The organism is Streptomyces griseorubiginosus (assembly GCF_017614965.1).
Taxonomy (GTDB): Bacteria; Actinomycetota; Actinomycetes; order Streptomycetales; family Streptomycetaceae; genus Streptomyces; species Streptomyces griseorubiginosus_B.
In genome coordinates, this window is record NZ_WVUG01000029.1 from 1 (window position 1) to 24,305 (window position 24,305).

Consider the following 24,305-nt stretch of genomic DNA (forward strand, 5'->3'; position numbering starts at 1 on the left):
GGCCGCCCCCGAGCACGCCGCCGCGTCGCTCGCCCACACGGGCACGGACGCGACCCTGCCGGCGGCGGCGACGAGCGCCGCGCTGATCCTGACGGGAGCAGCCGTCTACCGCCGCTCTCGCCCCCGCACAGACCGCTGAGCAGCCGGCTCAGCGAGCCCTTGCCGTCAGCAGCACCATTCCCGAGTCGCCGTAGTCCGGGAGTGTCGGGTCCGTGTCGATTCGGGTGACGGACAGGGCTTGAGTGAGGGGGGTGAAGACCTTGGTGACCGTTTCCGGGGTCACCGGGCAGCCGGGCCAGACGGAGGCCGGGCCGATGCGGTACGTCGGCATGTTCTCCATGAAGGCCGCCACGAGATACCCGCCCGGTGCGACGCAGCGCACGAAGGCGCGGCAGAAGTCGGCGAACTCCGCGAGGTCCTCCGTGGCGCCCTCCGCCACGAAGTGCATGGACGCCAGGCCGTACGCCCCGGGTTCCAGCCCGCGCGCGTCGGCGTGGACGACGTCGACGTACGCCAGTGCTCCCGCCAGCGTGGCGGGGATGTCCGGATTGAGCCGCCGGCACAGCGCGTGGAACGGCAGCCAGCTCGCGTCGGGCCCGTGCCGCAGTTGACGCTCCAGATAGGCGACGTTGCCCGCCCCCGCCTCCACCGCCTCGATACGGCGGCTCGCGGCGGAAGCGAGGATCAGCGGGTAGAGATTGGGCCCCGCGCCGAACTCGACCGACCGCTCGACGCAGCCCGGTGCCAGCCGCCGGTAGAACTCCGAGTGGTGGGCGATGACCGCGGCGTCCGACGGATGCAGGTCCCGGTAGTTCTCCGCGAGGTAGTCCGCGATCGGCCACCGGTCCCAGTCCACGTCGTCGTTGTGCGTGGTCACGGCCGGCTCAGCCCTTCGCCTTCAGCGGGAAGCGCGCGGCCAGCCGACTGAGCGCGCCGGTCAGCACGTCGATGTCCTCGTCCGAGTTCAGGGCCGTGATCTGCACCCGGAACCCCACCCGGTCACGCGGTACGAGGGGATACGAGGCCAGCGTCACATAGATGCCCTCCTCCCACAGGAAGTCCGCCACCGCGTCCAGGTCGTCCGCGTTCGCCAGCGGGATCTCGATGATCGGCAGCCGGTCCCGGTTGAGCGTGCCGACGTTCAGGTCGTCGAGGTGTTCCAGGACCCGGACGGTGCGGCGGTACAGATCGGCGCGCAGCGCGTCGCCGCGGCGCTCGTTGACGTCGAGCCCGGCCAGCGCGGTCGCCAGGGAAGCGGTCGGCGACGGGCCGGAGTACAGATACGGACCCGCGGCCGTCTTGAGCCGGTTCTTCAGTTCGGTCGGCAGCGCCAGGAAGGCGAGCAGCGACGAGTACGCCTTGGAGAACCCCGAGCACAGCACGATCCCGTCGTACGACTCACCGGTGTGCCGCACGATGCTGTTGCCGCGCGAGCCGTAGGGACAGGGCTCCAGCGGCCCGCGCTCCCCGATGACCCCGAAACCGTGCGCGTCGTCGACGTACAGCGTCGCGCCCCCGGCCCGGCACACCGAGGCCAGCGTGGGCAGGTCGGGGATGTTGCCGCTCATGCTGTTGACGCCGTCGAGGCACACCAGCCGCGGCAGGCCCGCCGGCACCGAGGCCAGCAGAGCCTCCAGTTCGTCGGGCCGTTCGGCGTGGAAGCGGTGCAGGGTGGCGCCCTGGCCGCGGGCCACGAGGCAGCCGTCGTACACCGTTCGGTGCGCCATCGCCTCCACGAAGACATGGCCGCTCTCGGCCAGGATCGGGATCACGGACGAGTGGATCAGGGTGAGCGTCGGCAGCAGCAGTGTGTCGGGGGCGCCCAGCAGTTCGGCGAGCCGCTCCTCGATGTCCGGGTACAGCCGCGGGCTGCCCAGCAGGCGGGACCAGCTGGGATGGGTGCCCCAGCGCCGTACCGTCGGTTCCACGGAGTCGATGATCTCCGGGTCCCAGTCGAAGCCCAGGTAGTTGCAGGACGCGAAGTCGATCAGCCAGTGGCCGCGGCTGCGGATGTGCCGGCCGCGCACCTCGTCGAGGACCGCGTCGCTCATCGGGCTGGTCCGCCGCAGATGTTCGAGGTCCGCCCACCGAGCCGCCCGCCGCTCCCCGTCCTCGGTCCGCGCGGCCGGGACGCGCGCCGGCCCCGCGGCGACGGGGGGTGCGGGGCACCGTCCCTGGTGCTGCCGCAGCACGCGCTCGCTCTGCTGCACCGTCATCGGCCGGGCGAACAGGAAGCCCTGCCCGAACCGGCAGCCCATGCTCGCCAGCAGATCGCGCTGGGCCTGGTCCTCGATGCCCTCGGCGATCACCTGCAGGCCAAGGGTGTCGGCGATCCGCACGATGCCCTCGACGAGCGCCACTTGCTGGGCGTCGCGGGTGATGTCGTCGATGAAGGTCTTGTCTATCTTCAGCGCGTCCAGGGGGAAGTCCCGCAGATACCGCAGCGAGGAGAAGCCGGTCCCGAAGTCGTCGACCGCGATGTGCACCCCGAGCTCCTTCAGGGAGCGCAGCACGGCCTGGACCTGGGTGTCGCGGCGCAGCAGCACGGTCTCGGTCAGCTCCAGCTGCAGGGAACCGGGCGCCAGGCCGGGGGTGCGCAGCGCCTGGTCGACCTGGTCCAGGAAGCCCACGTCTCGGAACTGGCGTGCGGATACGTTCACGCTGACGTACGGCGGGACGGCGGGCCCGGGCAGTCTCTGCAGTCCGGCGATGTCGTTGACCGCGTTCTCCAGCACCCACGCCCCGAGCACCGCGATGTGCCCGGTCTCCTCGGCCATCGAGATGAACTGCTCCGGCGGCACCGGCCGGGGCAGGGCCTGCGGCCAGCGGATCAGCGCCTCGAAGCCGACGACCTCCCCTGCGGTGATGTCCACGACGGGCTGGTAGCGCAGGGCGAACTCGTTGCCCTCGACCGCCCGGGCCAGCCGGCTCTGCAGGTCGTGCCGCTCGACCATCCGGGTGTGCAGCAGGGGCTGGAACCGGCGCCACTGGCGTTTTCCGGCCGCCTTCGCCGCGTACAGCGCGAGGTCGGCGTGGCCGAGCAGTTCCTCCGCGTCGGTGCTGTCGCGGGCCGTGGCCACGCCCACGCTGGCCGAGACGGTCACCGACTCGGAGGCGACGTGGAAGGGCCGGGTGAGGGTCTGGATCACTTGAGCCGCCAGCAGCTCCGCGTCCAGGGGTTCACGGGCGTCCTCCATCAGCACGGCGAACTCGTCACCGCCCAGCCGGGCCGCGGTGTCGGTGCGCCTGAGGGTCTTGGAGAGGCGGTTGCCGACGGAGACGAGCAGATGGTCGCCGGCCGAGTGCCCGAGCGTGTCATTGACCAGCTTGAAGTCGTCGAGGTCGATGAAGAGCAGACAGGTCAGGGAGGACTCGCGGCGTCCGCGCAGCAGGGCGCGTTCGATCCGCTCCAGCAGCAGGGTCCGGTTGGGCAGACCGGTCAGCGAGTCGTGGAAGGCGCGCTGTGTCAGCTCGTGCGCCAGCCGGCGCTGCTCGGTCACGTCGCGCAGGGTGACCACCAGGCCGTTCACGGTCCGCTCGTCCCGGAAGTCGCTGCACCGCACCTCCACCTCGACCCGGCCGTTGCGGCGCCGTACCCACCAGTGGTCGTGGGTGGCCCGCGGCCCGGACTCCCGCACGGCCCGCAGCTCGCGTACCGCCCGGTTGCGGTCGCGGGGGTCGACCAGGTCCGGCAGTTGGGCGCCGACCACGTCCGCGGTGCCGAACACGCCGGCGGCCGAGGGGCTCGCGTAGCGGATGGTGTCGTCGTCCTCGACGATGAGGATGACGTCCGAGGTGTTGCGCACGAGGGTGCGGAAGTACGCCTCGCTCTCCCTGCGGACGATCTCCTGGCGCAGGGAGACCCGCTCCATGGCCAGGCCCGCGTGCGAGGCCAGGATCTCCAGGGAGCTGCGGGTCTCACTCAGCGGACCGACCGGTCCGGCCACCAGCAGCACGCCCGGGACGTCTCCGTAGGGACGGTCGGGCGGGATCATCAGGCACACCAGGACGGTGTCCGCGGTGTCGGGCCCGGTGTCGATGTCGAGCTCGTGGGCGGCCACGATCCGCCCGTGGTACTGCGCCAGCTCCGCCGCCCGCTCGGCCGGCAGCAGCAGCGTCCGGTGGCCGACGGCCGTGCCCAGCAGCCGGTCGACGGCCGCCTCGCAGGACTGGGCGACCTGCCCCGGCCGTACCGCCGAGACCAGCGAGGCGGCCGCCCGGCGCAGGGTCAGCTCCCGGGTGACGGCGCTGCGGTGGGCCACGACCAGAGCCGACAGCCGCAGGATCACCAGGAGGAAGAGCAGGCCGGAGAACGCGGCGATCACGGAGGCGTCGTGGGCCGTGTGCGTCAGCCCCTCGTACAGCAGGATGCCCGGCGCGATCAGTGTCGCCGCGGCCAGGAGCAGCAGGCGTCGGCGGGGCGCCGGCAGTGCCCGCCGGTGCGGTTCGGCCGCGGTCAGCTGGGCCATGTCCGGGTGCAGCGCGGCCTGGGCCCACGCGGTGTAGAAGATGATCCAGCCGGCGTCGAGCGCGGTGCCGGTCTGCCACGAGGAGTTGAGCTGCAGGATGCCGTAGGCGATGTCGAAGCCGAGCAGGGTGACCGTCCCGATGACCAGGAGCTGCACCGACCGGTTGTGTCCGTCGACCGAACTCAGGGTGAGCAGGCGCGCGAGCAGGGCGAGGACGAGTACGTCACCGAGGGGGTAGGCGATGCTGATCGCCCGCTGCTGCCAGGTCAGCCCGTCCAGCTGGGTGAGCGGCTGCACCAGGTAGACCCATACCGGCAGGGCCAGAGCGGCGGTGAAGATCATCGCGTCCAGCAGGCTCGGCAGATCGTGGCCGGACCAGCGGTAGTGCACCAGACCGGACAGGCCGATGGCGAAGAGGGGATACGTGGCCAGGTAACTGGCGTCCGAGGGAGAGGGGAAGGGGTTGGAGGCGTGGAAGTACTGCTCCAGCACGTTGTAGTACGTGTCCCCCGCGACGAAGGTGATCAACCCGGCGGCCAGCACCCACCAGGGCCAGCGGTGGGCGGGCCGGTTGACCAGGCTTCCGGCCACCACGGCCAGGGCGCTGGAAAGCCCGATGAGGGCCCACAGAGGCGCGCGTGCCGCCGGTACCGTCATGTACACGACCGTGGCGGCAGCGACCAGCGCGCCATGAGCGGCCATCAGCCGTTGTGCCGGCAGCAAAAGCAAACGCCTCCCCTACGGGAGGAGACCTGGCGGTCCGTCTGGTCTGGTACCCCAGATCGTAGGCACCCCCGACGCGGGGCTGCATCTCGGACGGCTTCGTGCCTCAGGCGTCCCGCTGGTAAAAGCGCCGGTGCAGCGCGCGCATGTCCCCGGCCAACTCCGGTACCGGGCCGTCCACCGCTACACCCGGTGCCACGTCGTTGACGGGCAGTGTGCGCACCGGCGGCGTGGGCACGCCCAACTCCGTGAGCCAGCCGGCGAGTTGCTCCGAGGAGGCGACGTACACGATGCGGCCGAGGCCCACCCAGGCGTGCGCGGCCGCGCACATCGGGCAGTGCTCGCCGGAGGTGTACACCGTGGCGGCCGCCCGCTCCTCGGGGGAGAGCCGGGCCGTCGACCAGCGGGCCAGTTCGAACTCGGGGTGCCGGGTGCGGTCGCCGGAGGCCACCCGGTTGCGGTCCTCGGCGAGCACGGTGCCGTCCGCTCCCACCAGTACCGACCCGAACGGTTCGTCCCCGGCCTCCAGCGCCTCTTCCGCCAGCTCGACACACCGGCGCAGATACGGCAGTTCGGCATCCATCACGACCATGACGTACGGCCCTCCTCGCGCGGCGATCTTCGCGGGCAGCCTAGGCGCGCCGCGGCGTGCCCGGAAAGTCCGCGCGGTGCGGCGGCGTGCATGGGTGCGTAAAGCGGTTGCCGGGCGCGCGCCCCGATGCTGGAGTGATCACATGGATCACGCAGCGGTGCTCGCCCTCTTCGACCGGGACATGCGCGAGGGGGCACAGCCGGACAGCCCCGACGCGCGGGTGGAGCGGGTGGGCGGCGTGGTCCGCCAGGTGTCCTCGGCGCGCGGCTGGAACGGCGTCGTGTGGTCCGACCTGGACGAGACGAACGCCGACGAGGTGATCGCCGCGCAGATCGCCTACTTCTCCGGCCTGGGCCGCGAGTTCGAGTGGAAGCTGTACGGGCACGACCTGCCGATGGACCTGGGGGAGCGGCTGCGCAGCGCGGGGTTCACGGCCGAGCCCGAGGAGACGCTGATGATCGCCGAGGCCGCCGCCCTCGACCTCGACGCCCGGCCGCCCGAGGGCGTGCGCCTGCTGCCGGTCACCGACGCGGCCGGCGTCGACCTGGTGGTCGACGTGCACGAGAAGGCCTTCGGCACCGACGGCTCCCGGCTGCGGCACCAGCTGCTGGCCCGGCTGACGGGCGAGCCGGACACGATCGTCGCCGTCGTCGCGCTGGCCGGGGACGAACCGGTGAGCGCGGCCCGGATGGAGCTGATGCCCGGCACCCGGTTCGCCGGGCTGTGGGGCGGCGGCACCGTGGAGGGCTGGCGCGGCCGGGGTGTCTACCGGGCCCTGGTCGCCCACCGCGCCCGCGCCGCCGTGGAGCGCGGCTACCGCTACCTCCAGGTCGACGCCTCCAGCCAGAGCCGCCCCATCCTGGAACGCCTCGGTTTCGCCCCCCTGACCACGACGACGCCGTACATCTACGTGCCCCAGGGCCGGGATGTCACATCCGCGGCGGTTCGATCCGTCGCAGGGGCATGACGACGAACAACAAGAGCCAGAGCATCCTCCTCGCGGGCGCCAGCGGCGTCCTCGGCGGTCACATCACGCGCGCGCTGACCGAGGCGGGCCACCAGGTCACCGGCCTCGGGCGCGGACCGGCGAACGGCGTACGGGCCGACCTGATGGACCGCGACGCGCTGCTGCGCGCCGTCGACGGGCAGCACTTCGACGCCGTCATCCACGCCGCGACCGCCCTGCGCAAGGCGCCCATGCGCCACCGCGACATGTACGCCACCGACGCGCTGCGCACCGAGGGCACCGCCCATCTCGTCGAGGCCGCACAGGCCACCGGCGCCCGGCGCCTGATCAGCGAGTCGATGGTCTTCGGCTACGGCTACGGGGACTTCGGCGACCATGTCATCACCGAGGACGACGTGTTCGGTCCGCGCGGTACCACGCCGGAGCTGGAGCGGCATGTCGAGGGCATGCGCGTCAAGGAACAACTCACCTTCGAGGCCGCCGGGTTGGCGGGCATCTCACTGCGCTTCGGCCTGTTCTACGGCCCCGGTGGCACCGACGCGATCCTGCCCATGCTGCGCAAGCGGCAGTTGCCCGTCCCCGCCGACCACGGCCGGCTGCTGCCGTGGATCGAGCTCACCGACGCGGCCCGCGCGGTCGTCGCCGCCGTCGAACACGGCCGGGCCGGCCAGGCGTACAACATCACCGATCGGACCCCGTTCGGTTTCCGCGCCCATGTCCAGTGCGTGGCCGAGGAGTTCGGCCTGCCCAGGCCGATGACCGTGCCGCGGTGGCTGACCCGCCCGATGTCCTACGCGCACACCATGTTCGCGACGAACATGCGCGTGTCCTCGGCGAAGGCGGAGCGGGAGCTCGGCTGGACGCCCGTGCACGCGTCCTGCCGGGACGGTCTGGCAGCGCTGGCCGCACACCGTTGACCGGCCGACCGGGCCGTTCAGACCGGGGCCGTTCGGACTGGGGCCGTTCGGACTGGGGCCGTTCGGACCGGAGTCGGAGGCCGAACGGCCCCCCGCGACGCAAGGCCGCGGCTGGGAGCCTGACACGGGGGAGAGCCTCCCGGCGCCCGACTCTCCCGCCCGGGGCGCACGGTGGAGGCGGCGGGCCCGCCGATTGCCGAGGGGAGCCGCATCGGCGGGCCCGGCTCGGTGTCGCGCGGCACGGCCGCCCGGACCCGCGCCTCCGTCCTACGGTCTTCCGGCCCCGTCAGCGATGCGCCTTCGCCCGGTCGAGCGCGGCCACGCCGACCGCGGCCAGGCCGATCTGGATCAGCCACTCGATCCAGTCGACTCCCTTGGTGTCCTGGACCCCGATTCCGGCGGCGATCGCCGAGCCGATCAGCGCGGCCACGATGCCGACGAGGATCGTCCACAGGATGCCGATGCGCTGGCGGCCGGGAACCACGAGGCGACCCAGCACGCCGATGATGATGCCGATGAGAATGGCACTGATGATGCCCGAGATCTCCATCTCCGCCCCTCTTCGTCCGTACCCCCGCTCTTTCTCTCTGCCCCCAGAATGCGGAGGCAGTCCGCCCCGGTTATTGCCGGGACTTTCTGTTCAGGCGGCAGCCATGCCATGTACCTTTCAAGCGTTCAACGCGTGTAGAAGTCCGAACCCCCCATCTACGCGCGCAGATTGGCGCCCGCACCGCCTCTACCCCACCCCCTCACGGAGGTTCGACGGATGCTCCGATCCAGAAGATCCCGCCGCGGACTCACCACCGCCCTGGCCGGCCTCGGGCTGCTCGTCACCGGGGCCGCCCTCCAGGTCGCCACCCCGGCCACGCCCGCCCACGCGGCCACCACGCACCGCGTCCTGTTCGACGACGGCCACGCCGAGGAAGCCGGCAACGCCGACTGGATCATCTCGACCAGCAAGCCCGACCCGCTCGCCCAGGACTCCTCCCCGTCCGCCGAGACGGACTGGACCGGCGCGTTGTCGTCGTGGGGCGTCGCCCTGCAGAAGACCGGCGACTACAGCCTGAAGACCGCGACCAGCGCCCTCACCTACGGCGGCTCGTCGTCCACCGACCTGTCGAACTTCGACACCCTGGTCCTGCCGGAGCCGAACACGCTGTTCACGTCCGCCGAGAAGACGGCGATCATGAACTTCGTGAAGAACGGCGGCGGCCTGTTCATGATCTCCGACCACACCGGCGCCGACCGCAACAACGACGGCGAGGACGCGGTCGAGATCCTCAACGACCTGATGACCAACAACAGCGTCGACTCCACCGACCCGTTCGGCTTCTCCATCGACTCGCTGGACATCAGCTCCGGCTACCCGGCCGCGATCAGCGACAGCAGTGACCCGGTGCTGCACGGCTCCTTCGGCACGGTCACCAAGAGCCTCATCGCCGACGGTACGACGGCCACCCTCAAGCCGTCCGACAACTCCTCCGTCAAGGGCCTGGTCTACCGCTCCGGCTACTCCGGCAACACCGGCGCCTTCTTCCTGACGTCCACCTTCGGCAGCGGCCGTGTCGCCTTCTGGGGCGACAGCTCCCCGATCGACGACGGCACCGGCCAGTCCGGCAACACCCTCTACGACGGCTGGAACGACTCCGGCGCCACCAACGCCGCCCTCGCCCTGAACGCCACCGCGTGGCTGGCCGGGGACGGCAGCGGCAGCGGCGGCGGAGGCGGTGGGGGCACCGGCACCTGCACCGCCGCCCAGCTGCTCGGCAACAACGGCTTCGAGTCCGGGAACACCACCTGGAGTGCATCCAGCGGCGTCATCACCAACTCCAACGGCGAGGCCGCCCGCACCGGCTCCTACAAGGCCTGGCTCGACGGCTACGGATCGGCCCACACCGACACCCTGTCCCAGTCGGTGACCATCCCGTCCGGCTGCTCCGCGACCCTCAGCTTCTACCTGCACGTGGACACCGCGGAGACCACCACCAGCACCGCCTACGACAAGCTGACGGTCACCGCCGGATCCACCACCCTGGCCACGTACTCGAACCTCAACGCCGCCTCCGGATACGTCCTGAAGTCCTTCGACGTCTCCTCGCTGGCCGGCACCACCGCCACCGTCAAGTTCACCGGCGTCGAGGGGTCGACCCTCCAGACGTCCTTCGTCATCGACGACACCGCGCTCAACGTGAGCTGAGCCGACCGGACGGTTCCGGCGCGCCGGCCGGAACCGTCCGCTCCGCCGTGTTCCAGCCGGAGACCCGCACGCTCGGCGCGGAACCGCGCAGATCCGCCGTCCGGTAGGTGACGGTCAGCGTCGCCGACTCACCCGGCCACAGACTCACCTCGTTGTCCGACCACTGGACCGGCAGCACCGGCTGCCCCTTCGCGTCCACGAGATGGACGTCGGTGAGCAGCGACGGCGTCTTCCCGCTCCCGGTGTTGCGCAGGGTCACGGTCGTGGTGGACGTGCCGCCCGAGGACGCCGTCGACGCCGTGGCCGACACCGGCACCTGCGCCATCGAGGTCAGCCCCTTCAGGTCGGCGTAGCTGGTCGTCGGCGTGTAGTACCAGTCGGTGTTGGCCCAGTCGAGCGTGTCGGGCTTGGTGGACAGCCAGTAGACGTTCCGGCTGACCTCCTTGCCGGAGCCGTCGGTCAGGGTCAGCCGCAGCAGATACGTCGTCGCCAGTCCGCTCACCGACGAGGGCAGGGTGAGGGGCGAGGCGTGCGCGCCGTCGCCGTCGACCTTCACACCGGTGACCGTCTTGTCGTACTTCTGCGTGCCGTCGGGGTTGAACAGCGTGGCCCGGACCGTGAGCCCGGAGGCCGCCGCGTGCCGGTTGTCGACGACGACCACCGAGCGGTCGTCGTAGCTGTACTGGACGTGCAGCGGCTCGTTCGCCTTCCTGGCCCCGAAGTAGGCGCCGCCCTGGTCGAGGTAACGGTCCATCAGCTGCCAGTGCAGCGAGGTCCAGCCGCTGTTGAACATCCAGTAGACGACGCCCGTCGAGGGCTTGGAGACGTCGGTGGCGTTGCGCCCGTACGCCTCGAACTGCGCCCGGACGTTCTCGTACTGCGCGAGCTGGGCCTTCCTGACGTAGTCGGTGAGGCCGGTCGGGGCGCCGTAGCGGCCGGTGAGGGCGTTGTCGTAGAGCTTGAGGGTGCCGAAGGTGGAGGACGGCGAGCGGTGGTACTGCTTGGCGCCCGGGTCCTTCCAGAGGGTGTCGAGTTCGGCCGGGGTCATCATGCGGCGCAGGGTGTCGAGGGTGGGGATGTCGGGGCCCGCGCTGGTCTCGGAGTTGAACCCGGTGGCGCCGCCCTCGCGCTTGGCGTACCAGTAGTTCGGCGGGATCCAGTCGTAGGGGCCGGTCATCTTCATGCCCGAACTGCCCAGCTGCGGTGAGGAGTTGTCGGAGGCGGCGGCCACGACGGGTGCGTTCCAGTCCGCGGCCTTCAGGGCGTCGAGGTAGTTCTTCTCGATCGTCGCGTCGGGGGCGAAGTCGCTGCCGATGAGGAAGGAGATCACGCTCGGGTGGTCGCGCAGCCGGGCGGCCTCGGCGGCCATCGACGCCTGGGCGACCGGGTAGTCGGCAGCAGTCCACTTGTCGCCGGACTCGCCCCCGTTGACCTGGCCCTCCCACTTGTCGCAGCACTCCCAGCCGGGCAGCGTGAGGATGCCGTGGCGGTCCGCGAGGTCGAAGAACTCGTCGGGTTCGAGGTGGCCTTCGAGGCGGATGGTGTTCAGGCCCAGGTCGAGGGCGTACTTCAGTCGGTCCTCCACGTACGTCCGGTCCCAGCGCAGGAACTCGTCCGGCGACCAGCCGCCGCCCTTGATCAGCAGCTTGCGGCCGTTGACGCGGTACTGGCGGGCGCCGTCGGAGTTCAGGGGCGCCTGGACGTCACGGATGCCGAAGCTCTGGTGCGCGGTGTCGGAGGCGGTGCCGGAGACGGACGCGGTGAGGTTCAGGTCGTACAGGGGCTGGCCGCCCATGCCGGCCGGCCACCAGACCTTCGGGGAGGTGAGGTGGAGGCCGGGCACGTCGGCCGGGGTGAAGGTGACGGTCTTCGTCTCGTGCGCCGCGAGGGAGACGGACCGGGTGAACGTCGTCGGACCGATGCTGCCGGAGACCGTGGCCGTCACCGGCGCGTCGGAGTCGTTGCGGGCCTGCGCCCTGACGGTGAGGTCGGCCGAGGCGAGCGAGGGGACGTCCAGCTTCGTCACCACGTGGGCGTCCCGCAGGGCGACCGGGCCGCCGCGCCGGACGACGACGTCACGGACGATGCCCATGTTCTCGTCGGGCGGCGGCTGCAGCCAGTCGATCCAGCCCATGGTCAGGTTCTTGTCCGGGTCGTTGGGCTGGATGCGGAACGCCACGGTGTTCGTGCCCTGACGCACCAGTGAGGTGACGTCCAGTTCGTGGTCGGTGTAGGCGCCGGCGACGTCCTTCGTGGTGGCGACCTGCTTGCCGTTGACGTAGACGTCGGCCGCCGAGATCACCCCGCTGAAGTCGAGGTAGGTGCGCTCGGAGGTGTCGGCGACCGTGAAGTCGGAGCGGTACCACCAGGGGACCTGGAAGTCGGCCTTGGGGATCTTCTGCTGGTTGGTCGAGTGGAAGGGGTCGGCGTACGCGCCGTTCGCGAGCAGGGCCGCCAGGACCGTGGAGCGGGGGCCGGCCGGATACCAGCCGCTCGCCGGATAGCCGGGGGAGGAGACGTCGGCCGCCGGGTCGGAGACCTTCGCCGTCGACTGGATCGCGTAGCCGGACAGCGCGGTCGTACTGCCCGCGGCGGACGGGACCCGGGTGGGCCGGCCCGGTGGGGCGGCCCGGTGGTGGGGGTCGGCCCAGGCGCTGGTCGTCAGGGGACCCAGCAGACCCAGGACTACGGCGGCCGTGGCGAGACGGTGTCTGTTCACGGAGTCTCCAGCCCCTTCGTAAAGTTAGGAAACTTTACTAACCTGGGTCACGCTAAGGCGCCTCGTGGGCCGTGTCAATCACCATGCCCCCCGCGCGAGTTGCTCAGGACGCGGCCGAACGGCGCTCGAACACCACGTCCCGGGCCGTCCCGAGCGCCGTCGCCACCGCGCCCAGCAGCACCGCGTCCTCGCCGAGCCGGCTGGGCGCGATCCTGGGCCGCAGCGGGGTCAGCGTCCGCAGATGATCCCGCACCGGCTTGAGCAGCAGGTCCACGCTGTGGCCGACTCCGCCGCCGAGCACCACGAGATCGGGGTCGAGCACGGCCGCCGCGGCCGCGACGGTGTGTGCGATCCGCTCGCCCTCCAGCCGCACCGCCTGCACCGCCGCCTCGTCCCCCCGCCGGGCTGCGTCGAACACGGCCTTCGCGGTGAGCTGCCCGCTCATCCCGAACCGGCGCGCCGCCTCCACCACGGCCACCCCCGACACGGCGTCCTCCAGCCGCTCCGGCTTCTGCTGCCCCGGCCAGGGCAGGAACCCGATCTCCCCGGCCAGCCCGTGCGCCCCGGTGAACAGCCGCCCGTCGCTGACCACGCCCATGCCGAGCCCGGTGCCGATCATGATGTACGCGAACAGCCTGCTGCCCGCGCCGACGCCGTAGGTGTACTCGCCGAGCGCGGCCAGATTGGCGTCGTTGTGCACCTCCAGCGGCACCCCCAGCTCCTCCCGCATCCGGTCGAAGAGCCCGGCCCGCCCCCAGCCCGGCAGATGCATCGCGTACCGCACCCGGTGCTGCTTCTCGTCGTACACCCCCGGCGTGCCCACCACCGCGTGCACCACCTCGTCCGGCGCCACCCCGGAACCGGCGACCACCTGGCGGGCCGTCGTCACCACCAGGTCGGCCATCGCCCGGGAGCTGCGGGCCCGGTTGCGCACCTCGGAGCGGGCGACCACCGAGCCGTCCAGGTCGGCGACCGCGACCCGAAGCCAACTGCGGCCGACGTCGATGCCGAGCGCGTACCCGGCCGCCGGGTCGGGTGCGTACAGAACGGCGATGCGGCCTCTTTCCGGGGCGTGGGTACCCACCTCGTGTACGAGTCCCGCCGCTGCCAGGGAGGCGAGGGCGCTGGACACCGTCGGCTTGGACAGACCCGTCTCCCGCGCGAGCTGGGCACGAGAGGCCGCCCCCGCGGCCCGCAGCCGGTCGAGCAGCAGGCGCTCGTTGGTGCTGCGCAGCCGCCGGCGGTTCCAGGGCTGTTCCTGCTGGTCTACGGCGTCACTGGCGGGCATCGCACCATTCTCACTTATGTGTTGGGGCCTCTTGACGCATCAAGTAAGGCTCCTTAACTTTATCGGCCAGTCAGCCTCGCCGGGCCAGCCTTGGGCTGCCCAGCGCCCGGTGCCTCGGGAGTCCCCATGTCCGGTAGTCCGCCACCCAACGGTGGTTTCGTCCGTCGCGTAGGCCTGTTCCAGGCCACCGCCATCAACATGAGCCAGATGTGCGGCATCGGGCCGTTCGTCACGATCCCGCTGATGGTCGCCGCCTTCGGCGGTCCGCAGGCGGTGATCGGGTTCGTCGCGGGAGCGGTCCTCGCCCTCGCCGACGGGCTGGTGTGGGCCGAACTGGGCGCCGCGATGCCCGGTTCCGGCGGCAGTTACGTCTATCTCCGCCAGGCCTTCCAGTACCGCACGGGCCGGCTGATGCCGTTCCTGTTCGTCTGGACGGCGATGCTCTTCATCCCGCTGATCATGTCCACCGGCGTGGTCGGCTTCGTCCAGTACCTGGGCTACCTGGCCCCGGACCTGACCAAGACCCAGGGCGATCTGATCGGCCTCGGCGTCATCGTCCTCGTGGTCGTCCTGCTGTGGCGGGGCATCGAGAACATCGCCCGGATCACCGCGGTGATGTGGGCGGTCATGATCGCCTCCGTGGTGCTGGTGATCCTCGCCGCGGCGACCGACTTCAGTGCGCACCTCGCCTTCACCTATCCCGCCCACGCCTTCGACCTGGGCAGCAACCACTTCTGGATCGGCTTCGCGGCCGGTCTGACCATCGGCATCTACGACTACCTCGGCTACAACACCACGGCCTACATGGGTGCCGAGATCAAGGACCCCGGCCGGGTCCTGCCCCGCTCGATCATCTACGCCATCCTCGGCATCATGACGATCTACCTGCTGCTGCAGATCGGCACGCTGGGTGTGATCGACTGGCACCGGATGACGGACGCCAAGGACATCGCCTCCACCTCGGTGGCCTCGGCGGTGCTGGAGAAGACCTGGGGCAAGGCGGCCGCCGACACGGTCACCGTGCTCATCCTGATCACGGCCTTCGCCTCCGTCTTCACCGGCCTGCTCGGCGGCTCGCGGGTGCCGTACGACGCGGCCCGTGAGCGCGTCTTCTTCCGCCCCTACGCCAAGCTGCACCCCAAGCACCGCTTCCCGATGCTGGGGCTTGCGACCATGGGCGTGTTCACGGCGATCGGCTTCCTCATCGGCCGGCACACCGACCTCGCGACCCTGATCCAGCTGCTGACCACGGTGATGGTCATCGTCCAGGCGCTGGCCCAGATCGTCGCCCTGACGGTGCTGCGCAAGCGGCAGCCGACGCTGAAGCGGCCGTACCGCATGTGGCTGTACCCCGTGCCGAGCATCGTGGCCTTCGTCGGCTGGTGCGTGATCTACGGATACGCCGACAAGAACTCGCCCGGCCGCCATCCCATCGAGTGGTCGCTGGCCTGGCTGGCCCTCGGCTGCCTCGCGTACGTGCTGTGGGCGCGCTTCGAGAAGGTGTGGCCGTTCGGCCCGAAGGAGATCTCCGAGGAGTACCTGACCCCGCCGGAACCGGAGCCGGCGGCCACCTGAAAAGGGCGCGGTGTCCCTGCCGCGCCTGCGCTAGAGTCTCGTCATCCGTGAAGCCTCCCCGGGCGGACCACCGTCCGCCCGGGGAGGCTTTTCCCATGCCCGCTGAAAGGCAGGACCCCCGTGCCAGACGTGTCCGTCCGCCCCGCCACCGCCGAGGACCGCCCCACCGTCGAGCGGTTGTGGCTGATGTTCCGTCACGACCTGTCCGGTTTCATGGGCGTCCTGCCCCACCCCGACGGGACGTTCCGCAGCGAGCGGGTCGACGCCGCCTTCACCGAGGAGGGCTGGGCGCCGTACCTCCTCCTGCGTGGGGATCGGCCCGTGGGGTTCGCCTTCGTCCGCGGGCTGAACGGGCCGACACGCGTGCTGAACAGCTTCTTCGTGGTACGCGGCGCGCGCCGCGAGGGCCTCGGGACACGCATGGTCCGCGAGGTCGTACAGCGCCACCCCGGCCCGTGGGAGATCGCCTTCCAGTACGAGAACGAGCCCGCCGTCCGCTTCTGGCGCCGCGTCGCCTCCGCACTCGCGCCGGGTGCCTGGACCGAGGAGACCCGCCCGGTCCCGCACCGCCCCGACCTGCCGCCGGACGTGTGGATCTCCTTCCGCGCCGGGGGCGGTGCGGGGGAGGGGGCCTGACACCGCCGGCCGCAGCGATGCGGTCAGTGGGCCGCCTGGATGTCGATGTTCATGAACCGGGCCCAGGCCCGCCCGGCGTCGGTATCCCAGAGGCGGTCGAGATCGGGGTCGTGGGCGATCCAGTCGCCGGTGAGGGTGCTGTCGGACGTACGCAGGCTGCGGTCGAGCTGGTTGAGGGCCGACCTCGTGCAGTCCTGCAGCCAGTCGCCGGGCTCGTAGCCGGTCGGCAGACTTCCGTCGGGCAGGTTCGTGGCCAGGGCGAGGAAGCACGCCGCGTTGTAGTGGGTCATCCAGCCGGCCGACCCTTTGCGCACCGGGCCCCAGTGCCGTGACGTGGCCCGCGCACGGGTGATGTTGGCGTGCGTGGCGGGGTCATGGTCCGAGCCCTTGCGGTGATCGTCGAAGAGCAGCCGGCGGATCCCGGTGCCCCGCGCGCGGTACCAGGTGCCGACCAGTACCTCGTCGGCGACGCGGTCGAAGGCTTCACTGACCTTGCGCTGCTGCTCGGGGTCCGCCGTGCCCGTGTGGCCGTTGTGGCCGTTGTGGTGGACCCGGGTGAGGTCGTGCGCGGCCAGAGCGATGCGGATCGCACCGAGGAAGGTCCGGCGCTGGGAGCGCCGGGCCGGCAGGGGCAGCGGCATCAGCCACGAACCCCAGTAGCGTCGCTCACCGCTGTTCGAGCGGCCGCCGGGCACGCTGCTGCGCAGCCAGCGACGCAGCAGTGAACGCAGCCGCAGTCGTTTGCAGATGTCGTCCAGGTGGATCCGGGCGAGGGCGGCCATCTCCAGCAGCCGCATCCGCTCCTCCTCCGTCCTCGGCAGGTCCTGCTCGCGCAGCAGGGGGCGCGCGGCCCGGGAGTAGGCGATGGCCATGCGGTAGGCGGTCTCGATGTGTTCCGGCCACAGTTCGGTGCAGCGCTGGTAGATGTCGAGCGCCTGCTGGTAGTCGCCCGTCGGCTGGTGCGCGTGCTTCAGTTCGATCAGGGCGGCTTCGCCGTGCCGTACGAGCAGGTTGCCGGGGACGAACTTGACCGCCTGTGTGAACGCCCGCAGCGCCTCGTCGTAGTCGGCGCCGGTGCCGTCGGTGGGCGCCGGGTCGCTCACCTGGCGCCGCTGCTCGTGCAGACCCTTGCGGTACAGGGCGAGAGCCTGCTCGTCCTGACCCCAGCGTTCCCAGCGGGGGATGCGCCGCAGCATCTCCGGCTGGTTGCGCACCTTCACGATGCAGTGGACGGCGATCTTCTCGACCAGCGTCTCCTCGTCCTCCGAGGCGATCACACCGGCCGCGATGATGCGGTTGTGCGGCATGCGCAGAATGCGTACCGAGATCCTGCGCGTGGTCCCCTCCGAGTCCAGTTCGCGCAGATCGACTGCGTATCCGGGCGGGCTCGCAAGGGCGAGGTCGAGCACCGAGCCGATCCACCCCTGCGTCGGCGTGGACGCCTGCGGCCGGCTGTCGGCCGTCGAGGCGGACGGACTGCCGGGGGCGAGGACGCTCTCGCCGCCGTGTTCGGTGAGGTGCACCGCGAGATGGGCGGCGAGATGCCCGGTCCCGTTGCCGGAGCCGTTCTCCGCGGCCGGCCCGGGCAGCAGGACCAGCGGCAGGATCCGGCCGCGGGACCGCAGCCGGTGCACGAGCGACGAGACCCCGCGCACGATGCCGAGCGCCACGAGGGCGCCGATGCCGAGCACGAAGAGACGGGTGGCCGCGCTCAGCGCCTGCTCCACCGCGTTGCCCACACCCATACCGCCCCCGCCGAGTAGTGCCGACGCATGCCTATGACATATCCGGAATGGGTGCGGAATAAGCCATTCGCCCGTGGGGGAACGCCAGTTGACCGACGACACGTCTCGCGGCGGGCCGCTGGAGAGGCATGTGGGGACGACGGCCGGGGGGCCCGCGGCGGCCGGAAACTCGCATCGGTCGTGCGTCGTAAGGTGGTCCCATGAGCCGGCCGCCCTCGTCCGGGCACACCGCGACCACCGGCGACGGCCCGCTGCCGGCCGCCGAGGCGGGCGGTGACGTCTCCTTGACCACGGGTGCGCTGGCACGCCGGCTCGGTGTCTCGCCGACCACGCTGCGCTCGTGGGACCGCCGGTACGGCATCGGGCCGGCGGTCCGCGCCGACGGACGACACCGGCGCTGGAGCCCGCGGGACGTGTCGGTGCTGGAGGCGATGTGCCGGCTGACGTCATCGGGTATACCGCCCGCCGAAGCCGCGCGCGCCGCCAAGAAGACGGCCGGCGCGCCCCCGGTCACACCCGCGCAGGCCGCGGAGCCGGCGGCACCGGAACGCTCGAAGGCCGCCGGCCCGCTGCCCCTCGGAGACGTGCGTCTGGAGTGCCGGGGGCTGGCCCGCGCCGCCGTACGCCTGGACGCCCCGGCCGTCGAGGAGCAGCTGACCGGGGCAGTGGCGCGGTACGGAGTCGTCGTCGCGTGGCAGGAGGTGATGGTGCCGACCCTGCACGCCGTGGGCCGCAAGTGGGCGTCGTCCGGCGACCGCTACGTGGAGGTCGAGCACCTGCTCTCCTGGCACGTCTCCACCGTCCTGCGACGCGGTACCCGGCCCCCCGCGCCACGCGCCGAGGCAGCGGTCACCGGCCCCGTGCTGCTGGCCTGCGCACCCGGCGAACAGCACACCCTGCCGATCGAGGCGCTCAACGCCGCCCTCGGCGAACTCGGCGTGCCCACCCGGATGTTCGGCGCCGCCGTACCGGCGGAGGCGCTCGCGGCGGCGGTGCGGCGCCTGGGACCGTCGGCCGTGGTGCTGTGGGCACAGGCGCGCTCCACCGCGAATGCGCCGTTGGCCGGTCATCTGGCCGGCACCCAGTGGGGGACGAAGGGCGCACGCCGCCGGCCCGTGGTCGTACTCGGCGGACCCGGCTGGTCCGCCCGGTCGGCCCGCGGCATGCTCAGGCCCCCCAGCCTCGAGGACGCCCTCGCCGTCCTCCCCGGCGCACACCGCACCGCATCACCGCGGTGGACAGGGCTCAGTCACCGCCGCGCGCCTGCCTGAAACGGGCGAGACCTTCGGAGAGTTCGACGATCGGATCCGGATAGTCGCCGAGCGCGGCCCGCTCCAACCCCCGCAGCTTCCACGGTTCGTGCACCGACGGGCCCTCGACCGGGGCGAGTTCGGGAACCCAGCGCCGGACGTAGCCGCCGTCCGGGTCGTAACGGCGGGCCTGGGTGACGGGGTTGAGAACCCGGTTGGGGCGGCTGTCGGTGCCGGTGCCGGCCATCCACTGCCAGTTGAGCTGGTTGTTGGCCACGTCGCCGTCGACCAGGAGCTCCAGGAAGTGCCGGGCGCCCACCCGCCAGTCGACGTAGAGGGTCTTGGTGAGGAAGCTGGCGGTCAGCAGCCGTCCGCGGTTGTGCATCCAGCCCTCGTGGCGCAACTGCCGCATCGCCGCGTCGATCACCGGGTAGCCCGTGCGGCCCTCCTTCCAGGCCCGCACGTCCTCGCGGGCGGTGCGCTCGGAGCGCCAGCGGTCGCGCTTGGTGCGGTAGTCGGCGGTGGCGGCCGCGGGCCGCGCGGCCAGCACCTGCCGGTGGAAGTCCCGCCAGGCGAGCTGCCGTACGAACGCCTCCGCGCCCGGGCCGCCCGCCGCGCGCGCCCGGTGGACGAGTTCCACGGGGGAGAGCGTGCCGAAGTGCAGGTGCGGCGAGAGACGGGACGTGCCGTCACCCGACAGGTCGTCGTGCTCCTCCTCGTACGACGCGATCCCGGCACACAGCCACGAGGCCAGGAGCCTGCGGCCCGCCGTCTCCCCGCCCTCGGCCAGGCCCGCCGACAGCCCCTGGAGGGTCGCGCGCGAGGGAAGCTCCTCGGAGCCGACGCCGTCCGGCACGCGGAGGGTGCGCGGCGGCGCCAGTGCCGCACGCAGGTGCACCCCGGCCCACTGCCGGAAGTACGGGGTGAAGACGGCGAAGTGGTCCGAGGAGGCCGGGGTCAGCGCGCCGGGCGTCACGGCCGTGGTCACGGTGTCGTGGACGTGCAGCCGCCGCCCCTCCGCCTCCAGCGCCCGGCGCAGCCGCAGCTCGCGCCGGTGCGCGTACGCGCTGACGTCGGCGGCCATGTGCACCTCGTCGGCGTCCGTCTCGGAGGCCACCTTGCACACCTCCTCGACGACGTCACCGGAGCGCACGATCAGCCGGCCGCCGCGCTCGCGCAGTCCGCCGTCGAGATCCCGCAGACAGTCGGCGAGGAACGCGAGCCGGTTGGGCGCGGCGAACCCCGCGCCGGTCACGCCCCTGTCCCGGACGAAGAGGGGGACGACCTCGCGGGACTCGTTCGCCGCCCGCAGGGGCGGGTGGTCGTGCAGGCGGAGGTCGGCGGTGAACAGGACGATCGAGACGTTCATGGTGGTGCTCCGGGGGCGGGTGTACGGCTTCCGACGACATGCTTCCGACGCCGTGGACACGGCGGATGCGGCCGTCAACCGCTGGGTGCGTGTTCCCTCGCCGGGGTGACCGGCTCGCGGGCCGCCGCGAGAGCGATGTTGCGCGCCATGCCGCCGAAGACGACGGCGTGGAAGGGGGAGACGCTCCACCAGTAGGCGTGCCCGAGCAGCCCGTGCGGATGGAACAGGGCCCGCTGTACGTAGCGGGTGCGGCCGTCGGGACATGTCCCGGCGCGCATCTCCAGCCAGGCGAGTCCCGGCAGGCGCATCTCGGCGCGCAGCCGCAGCAGACGGCCCGGCTCGATCTCCTCCACCCGCCAGAAGTCCAGCGAGTCGCCGGCCCGCAGCCGGGCCGCGTCACGGCGCCCCCGGCGCAGTCCCACACCGCCCACGAGCCGGTCGAGCCGGCCCCGCACCGCCCAGGCGAGCGGGAAGGAGTACCAGCCGTTGTCGCCGCCGATGCCCTCGATCACCCGCCACAGCGCCTCCGGGGAGCCGTCGACGAGCACCTCCCGCTGGTCGGTGTACAGGCTGCCGCCCGCCCAGTCGGGGTCGGTGGGCAGCGGGTCGCTGGGCGCACCGGGCACGGACGCCGAGGACCAGCGGGTGGCGACCCGGGCCTCACGGACCCGCTGCAGGGCCAGCCGTACGGCCTCGTCGAAACCGATGGGACGCCCGGGAGGGCCGGGCGCGTACCGGACGATGTCCCGCTCGTGGCAGACGACCCCGTGGCGCAGCGACTCGGTCAGCGGTCGCGCGATCCCCGCCGGGACCGGGGTGACCAGCCCGACCCAGTGACTGGACAGCCCCGGGGTGAGGACGGGCAGCGGGACGATGATCCGCCGGGGCAGGCCCGCCACGGCCGCGTAGCGCAGCATCATCTCCCGGTAGGTCAGCACGTCCGGACCGCCGATGTCGAAGGCGCGGCTGACGTCGGCCGGCACCCGGGCACTGCCCACGAGGTGGCGCAGCACATCGCGCACGGCCACCGGCTGGATCCGGGTGCGCACCCAGCTGGGAGTGATCATCACGGGCAGGCGTTCGGTGAGGTAGCGCAGCATCTCGAAGGAGGCCGAGCCCGAGCCGATGACGACGGCCGCCCGCAGCACGGTGGTGGGCACGCCCGAGTCCAGCAGGATCCGGCCCACCTCGGCCCGGGAGCGCAGATGCGGCGACAACTCCCGCTCCACGACGCCCGAGGGCGTCAGAGCGCCCAGATAGACGATGCGCCGCACGCCCGCGGCCCGGGCGGCCTCGCCGAACATCCGCGCGGCCCGGCGGTCGGTCTCCTCGAAGTCCTCTCCCGTGCCCAGGGCGTGCACCAGGTAGTAGGCCACGTCCACTCCGCGCAGGGCCGCGGCGATGGATTCGGCGTCCGTGACGTCGCCCCGCACCACCTCCACCCGGCCGGCCCAGGGATGGTCACGCAGCTTGCCCGGCGACCGGGCCAGGCAGCGCACGCGATGGCCGGCGGCGAGAAGCTCGGGCACCAGCCTGCCGCCGATGTACCCCGTCGCCCCCGTGACCAGGCACGTCAGACCCGGTGCGTCCTCGTCAGCGTTCATCGGCTCCAGTCCCTCCGCGGAAGTTGCCTCCCCGAGATCACTTCCACTGTCGCCGCGGTCGCGGATGCAGCGCCTCCGCGGTCGGCCGCGCTCACCCCTGTCGACAGGTCCAACCGTCGACCGTGGACATGTCCGCGCCGATAGGGGGCACGCGAACACTACGCAGCCGTTGTCGGAAGTCGAGGTTGAAACTGGAGGTGCTGCTGCTATGGGCGCGAAGGTGTTGGAGCGGTTTCCTGCGGGAGCTCCGCGCGGATCGTGGCCGGCAGAGGAGTACGCGGCGAGGCGCCGCGCCGAGGGCGAACCGGCGACGGTCGTCATGGACCTGAAGTCCGACGCGTTCCTCGTGGTGATCCCGAGCGGCGACGAGGACTGAGCGGGCCTCTGCTGCTCCGGTCACCCGCTGGGGGTGAGGCCGTGGGCGTCGGGACGGTCGATTCTGCGAGGGTACGGCCGACCGGGGCATGACGCCTCCCGCCGGAAGGAGTGCCCGTGACCACCGGCAGCGACACCCACTGGGCGGTGGACCGGTTGCGGGCGGTCCCCGGGGTGCGAACGCTGTCGGACTACCAGCGGCCCTGGCTGGTCAAGGACGTGGTCGCCGGGGCCGCCCTGACGACGCTGCTGGTGCCGCAGGGCATGGCGTACGCCGAACTCGCAGGTCTGCCGCCCATCACGGGCCTGTACACGACGATCCTCTGCCTGCTCGGCTACGCGGTGTGCGGTCCCTCCCGGATCCTGGTGCTGGGCCCCGACTCCTCGCTCGGACCGATGATCGCCGCCGCCGTCCTGCCCCTGGTCACGGCGGGCGGCGATCCGGACCGGGCGGTGGCCCTGGCCTCGATGCTCGCCGTCATGGTGGCCGGCATCATGATCCTCGCCTCCGTGGCGCGGCTCGGTTTCATCGCCGACCTGATCTCCAAGCCGACGATGATCGGCTACATGAACGGTCTGGCCCTGACGATCCTCGTCGGTCAGCTGCCGAAGCTGCTGGGCTTCAAGGTCGAGGCGGACAGCCTCATCGGGGAGTGCGCCGGCCTCGTCCGCAAACTCGCCGACGGCGCGACCGTGCCGGCCGCTGCCGCCGTCGGAATCAGCGGACTGGTGCTGATCCTCGTGCTGCAGCGGTTCCTCCCGAAGGTCCCCGCGGTGCTCGTGATGGTCGCGCTGGCGATCCTCGCGTCCTCGGTCCTCAGCCTCGGTGAGCACGGCGTCCGACTCGTCGGACCGCTGCCGGAGGGCTTCCCGCCGTTCACGGTGCCGCATGTGACGGTCGACGACCTCGCGCCGCTGTTCGGCGGCGCGTTGGGCATCGCCGTGGTGTCGCTCGCCGACACCATCTCCAACTCCTCGGCGTTCGCCGCCCGCACCGGTCAGGAGGTCCGCGGCAACCAGGAGATGGCGGCGGTCGGGGTCGCGAACCTGGCGGCGGGGCTCTTCCAGGGCTTTCCCGTCAGCGCGAGCGGATCCCGCACGGCCGTCGCCGAGCGCGCGGGCGCCAGGAGCCAGCTGACCGGCGTCGTCGGAGCCACCCTGATCGTGCTCATGCTGGTCCTGGTACCGGGCCTCTTCCGCAATCTCCCCCAGCCCGCCCTCGCCGCCGTGGTCATCGCCGCGTCGCTCTCGCTGGCCGACCTCCCCGGGACCGTACGGCTGTGGCGGCAGCGGCGCGTGGAGTTCCTGCTGTCGGTCGCGGCCTTCCTCGGTGTGGCCCTGCTCGGGGTGCTGCCCGGCATCGCGATCGCCGTCACGCTCTCCGTCCTCAACGTCTTCCGGCGCGCCTGGTGGCCGTACGACACCGTGCTGGGCAGGGTCCCGGGCATCGAGGGCTACCACGACATCCGTTCCTATCCCGAGGCCGAACGGCTGCCCGGACTCGTGATCTACCGGTTCGACGCGCCGCTGTTCTTCGCCAACGCCAAGACCTTCCGCGACGAGGTGCGCCGGCTGTCCGCGACCAGCCCGCCGCCGCGCTGGATCGTGATCGCGGCGGAGCCCATGACCGACGTGGACACCACCGCCGCCGATGTCCTGGTCGACCTCGATGTGGCGCTCAACGCCCGGCACGTGCATCTCGTCTTCGCCGAACTCAAGGACCCGGTGCGGCGGAAGATCGAGCGCTACGGGCTCACCCGCACCATCGACGCGGCCCACTTCTACCCCACCGTGGAGACCGCCGTGGCCGCCTTCCGCCGGCACACCGGAGCCGAGTGGGCCGCCGGGGCCTCCACGCCAGCACTCGGTGAGGGGTGAG

The 24,305-nt window shown here is 71.8% G+C and carries 17 protein-coding genes; 8 read left to right on the top strand and 9 right to left on the bottom strand.

The features are described from left to right. Window positions 1-148: 148 nt before the first annotated feature. The 3 genes from GRC12_RS08515 to GRC12_RS08525 all read right to left on the bottom strand — a co-directional run bounded on the left by GRC12_RS08515 (window position 149) and on the right by GRC12_RS08525 (window position 5,784). Window positions 149-877, bottom strand: coding sequence for a class I SAM-dependent methyltransferase (locus tag GRC12_RS08515; protein ID WP_208778567.1), 729 nt, complete (start codon window positions 875-877; stop codon window positions 149-151). A 7-nt stretch (window positions 878-884) separates the two neighbouring features. Beyond that, window positions 885-5,171 carry an aminotransferase class I/II-fold pyridoxal phosphate-dependent enzyme gene (locus GRC12_RS08520; RefSeq protein WP_208778568.1) on the bottom strand — a complete coding sequence of 1,429 codons (4,287 nt, stop codon included), beginning with the start codon at window positions 5,169-5,171 and terminating at the stop codon, window positions 885-887. Window positions 5,172-5,298: 127 nt separating this feature from the next. Continuing rightward, a complete protein-coding gene (locus GRC12_RS08525) occupies window positions 5,299-5,784 on the bottom strand; it encodes a nucleoside deaminase (protein WP_208778569.1) in 486 nt (161 codons plus the stop codon). A gap of 142 nt (window positions 5,785-5,926) precedes the next feature. Here GRC12_RS08525 and GRC12_RS08530 point away from each other — a divergent pair, with 142 nt between their 5' ends. After that, a complete protein-coding gene (locus GRC12_RS08530) occupies window positions 5,927-6,751 on the top strand; it encodes a GNAT family N-acetyltransferase (RefSeq protein ID WP_208778570.1) in 825 nt (274 codons plus the stop codon). Further along, window positions 6,748-7,668, top strand: a complete 921-nt coding sequence (locus GRC12_RS08535; RefSeq protein ID WP_208778571.1) for an NAD-dependent epimerase/dehydratase family protein — start codon at window positions 6,748-6,750, stop codon at window positions 7,666-7,668. The genes GRC12_RS08530 and GRC12_RS08535 overlap by 4 nt, the downstream gene beginning before the upstream one ends. Window positions 7,669-7,954: 286 nt before the next feature. Here GRC12_RS08535 and GRC12_RS08540 read toward each other — a convergent pair whose 3' ends face one another. Then, window positions 7,955-8,218, bottom strand: a complete 264-nt coding sequence (locus tag GRC12_RS08540) for a GlsB/YeaQ/YmgE family stress response membrane protein (RefSeq protein ID WP_208778572.1) — start codon at window positions 8,216-8,218, stop codon at window positions 7,955-7,957. A gap of 216 nt (window positions 8,219-8,434) precedes the next feature. On the opposite strand from GRC12_RS08540, the gene GRC12_RS08545 reads away from it, so the two are divergent. Continuing rightward, window positions 8,435-9,865: a hydrolase gene (locus GRC12_RS08545; protein WP_208778573.1), complete on the top strand. Its 1,431-nt coding sequence runs from the start codon at window positions 8,435-8,437 to the stop codon at window positions 9,863-9,865. Here GRC12_RS08545 and GRC12_RS08550 read toward each other — a convergent pair. Together GRC12_RS08550 and GRC12_RS08555 are read right to left on the bottom strand one after the other, a co-directional pair. Beyond that, on the bottom strand, window positions 9,852-12,584 hold the full coding sequence (locus tag GRC12_RS08550) for a glycoside hydrolase family 2 protein (RefSeq protein ID WP_208778574.1): 2,733 nt from the start codon (window positions 12,582-12,584) through the stop codon (window positions 9,852-9,854). The genes GRC12_RS08545 and GRC12_RS08550 overlap by 14 nt on opposite strands. Before the next feature lie 103 nt (window positions 12,585-12,687). Continuing rightward, entirely contained in the window at window positions 12,688-13,872 is a 1,185-nt protein-coding gene (locus tag GRC12_RS08555) for an ROK family protein (RefSeq protein WP_208778575.1), read from the bottom strand. 126 nt (window positions 13,873-13,998) lie between these two features. On the opposite strand from GRC12_RS08555, the gene GRC12_RS08560 reads away from it, so the two are divergent. Together GRC12_RS08560 and GRC12_RS08565 are read left to right on the top strand one after the other, a co-directional pair. Then, entirely contained in the window at window positions 13,999-15,447 is a 1,449-nt protein-coding gene (locus tag GRC12_RS08560) for an APC family permease (RefSeq protein WP_208778576.1), read from the top strand. 120 nt (window positions 15,448-15,567) lie between these two features. Continuing rightward, window positions 15,568-16,083, top strand: a complete 516-nt coding sequence (locus tag GRC12_RS08565; RefSeq protein ID WP_208778577.1) for a GNAT family N-acetyltransferase — start codon at window positions 15,568-15,570, stop codon at window positions 16,081-16,083. Window positions 16,084-16,106: 23 nt separating this feature from the next. On the opposite strand, the gene GRC12_RS08570 is transcribed toward GRC12_RS08565, so the two are convergent. After that, window positions 16,107-17,828, bottom strand: a complete 1,722-nt coding sequence (locus tag GRC12_RS08570; protein WP_208778578.1) for a tetratricopeptide repeat protein — start codon at window positions 17,826-17,828, stop codon at window positions 16,107-16,109. Between the two features lie 200 nt (window positions 17,829-18,028). Here GRC12_RS08570 and GRC12_RS08575 point away from each other — a divergent pair, with 200 nt between their 5' ends. Next, on the top strand, window positions 18,029-19,099 hold the full coding sequence (locus GRC12_RS08575) for a MerR family transcriptional regulator (protein WP_208778579.1): 1,071 nt from the start codon (window positions 18,029-18,031) through the stop codon (window positions 19,097-19,099). On the opposite strand, the gene GRC12_RS08580 is transcribed toward GRC12_RS08575, so the two are convergent. Together GRC12_RS08580 and GRC12_RS08585 are read right to left on the bottom strand one after the other, a co-directional pair. After that, window positions 19,074-20,447, bottom strand: a complete 1,374-nt coding sequence (locus tag GRC12_RS08580) for a cryptochrome/photolyase family protein (protein WP_208778580.1) — start codon at window positions 20,445-20,447, stop codon at window positions 19,074-19,076. The two genes, GRC12_RS08575 and GRC12_RS08580, sit on opposite strands and share 26 nt — an antisense overlap. A gap of 74 nt (window positions 20,448-20,521) precedes the next feature. Then, window positions 20,522-22,051 carry an SDR family oxidoreductase gene (locus GRC12_RS08585; RefSeq protein WP_208778581.1) on the bottom strand — a complete coding sequence of 510 codons (1,530 nt, stop codon included), beginning with the start codon at window positions 22,049-22,051 and terminating at the stop codon, window positions 20,522-20,524. Between the two features lie 208 nt (window positions 22,052-22,259). Between GRC12_RS08585 and GRC12_RS08590 the strand changes: the two genes are divergently transcribed. Together GRC12_RS08590 and GRC12_RS08595 are read left to right on the top strand one after the other, a co-directional pair. Continuing rightward, window positions 22,260-22,427, top strand: a complete 168-nt coding sequence (locus GRC12_RS08590) for a hypothetical protein (protein ID WP_165955108.1) — start codon at window positions 22,260-22,262, stop codon at window positions 22,425-22,427. 116 nt (window positions 22,428-22,543) lie between these two features. Continuing rightward, window positions 22,544-24,304 (top strand): SulP family inorganic anion transporter, encoded by a 1,761-nt coding sequence (locus GRC12_RS08595; RefSeq protein WP_208778582.1) that lies wholly within the window; start codon window positions 22,544-22,546, stop codon window positions 24,302-24,304. Window position 24,305 lies beyond the last annotated feature (1 nt).

What these genes read in the sequence shown, in the direction of transcription:
- GRC12_RS08520 (WP_208778568.1), bottom strand. Translation starts at nt 5,171, where the DNA reads ATGGCCGCTCATGGCGCGCTGGTCGCTGCCGCCACGGTCGTGTACATG.
- GRC12_RS08525 (WP_208778569.1), bottom strand. Translation starts at nt 5,784, where the DNA reads ATGGTCGTGATGGATGCCGAACTGCCGTATCTGCGCCGGTGTGTCGAG.
- GRC12_RS08530 (WP_208778570.1), top strand. Translation starts at nt 5,927, where the DNA reads ATGGATCACGCAGCGGTGCTCGCCCTCTTCGACCGGGACATGCGCGAG.
- GRC12_RS08535 (WP_208778571.1), top strand. Translation starts at nt 6,748, where the DNA reads ATGACGACGAACAACAAGAGCCAGAGCATCCTCCTCGCGGGCGCCAGC.
- GRC12_RS08540 (WP_208778572.1), bottom strand. Translation starts at nt 8,218, where the DNA reads ATGGAGATCTCGGGCATCATCAGTGCCATTCTCATCGGCATCATCATC.
- GRC12_RS08545 (WP_208778573.1), top strand. Translation starts at nt 8,435, where the DNA reads ATGCTCCGATCCAGAAGATCCCGCCGCGGACTCACCACCGCCCTGGCC.
- GRC12_RS08555 (WP_208778575.1), bottom strand. Translation starts at nt 13,872, where the DNA reads ATGCCCGCCAGTGACGCCGTAGACCAGCAGGAACAGCCCTGGAACCGC.
- GRC12_RS08560 (WP_208778576.1), top strand. Translation starts at nt 13,999, where the DNA reads ATGTCCGGTAGTCCGCCACCCAACGGTGGTTTCGTCCGTCGCGTAGGC.
- GRC12_RS08570 (WP_208778578.1), bottom strand. Translation starts at nt 17,828, where the DNA reads ATGGGTGTGGGCAACGCGGTGGAGCAGGCGCTGAGCGCGGCCACCCGT.
- GRC12_RS08575 (WP_208778579.1), top strand. Translation starts at nt 18,029, where the DNA reads ATGAGCCGGCCGCCCTCGTCCGGGCACACCGCGACCACCGGCGACGGC.
- GRC12_RS08580 (WP_208778580.1), bottom strand. Translation starts at nt 20,447, where the DNA reads ATGAACGTCTCGATCGTCCTGTTCACCGCCGACCTCCGCCTGCACGAC.
- GRC12_RS08585 (WP_208778581.1), bottom strand. Translation starts at nt 22,051, where the DNA reads ATGAACGCTGACGAGGACGCACCGGGTCTGACGTGCCTGGTCACGGGG.
- GRC12_RS08590 (WP_165955108.1), top strand. Translation starts at nt 22,260, where the DNA reads ATGGGCGCGAAGGTGTTGGAGCGGTTTCCTGCGGGAGCTCCGCGCGGA.